Consider the following 403-nt stretch of genomic DNA (forward strand, 5'->3'; position numbering starts at 1 on the left):
CTATATGAAATTGAATAATCCTTTTCTTTCCCCATCAATTCTTTTAAAATGAGCTCCATTCCCATAATGACTCCTTATTGTAAAAATGGATTATTTTCTTTTTCAAAGCCAATGCTTGTTTCTGGACCATGTCCACATAACACCGCTGTTTCATCTGGTAATACAAATAATTTCTCTTCAATACTTCCAATTAATTCAGCAAAACTTCCACCAGGCAAATCTGTTCTTCCAATGCTCATTTGGAACAATACATCTCCTGAGAATACAGCATTCGCCTCTTTACTATAATAAGAAATACTTCCTGGAGAATGTCCCGGCGTCTCAAAAATTTCAAAATTAAATGATTCAATTGTTAATGTACCTTCTGCATCAATAATATGATCCTCTGGTTTTGCTGTAATAC

The 403-nt window shown here is 33.7% G+C and carries 1 protein-coding gene; it reads right to left on the reverse strand.

From position 1 onward, the window contains the following. Nucleotides 1–74 precede the first annotated feature (74 nt). Nucleotides 75–403, reverse strand: a 329-nt coding sequence (locus CRU95_RS16285; protein ID WP_164969831.1) for an MBL fold metallo-hydrolase, incomplete at its 5' end; no start/stop codon positions are given.

This window comes from Arcobacter sp. F2176 (assembly GCF_004116465.1).
GTDB lineage: Bacteria > Campylobacterota > Campylobacteria > Campylobacterales > Arcobacteraceae > Arcobacter > Arcobacter siniprincipis.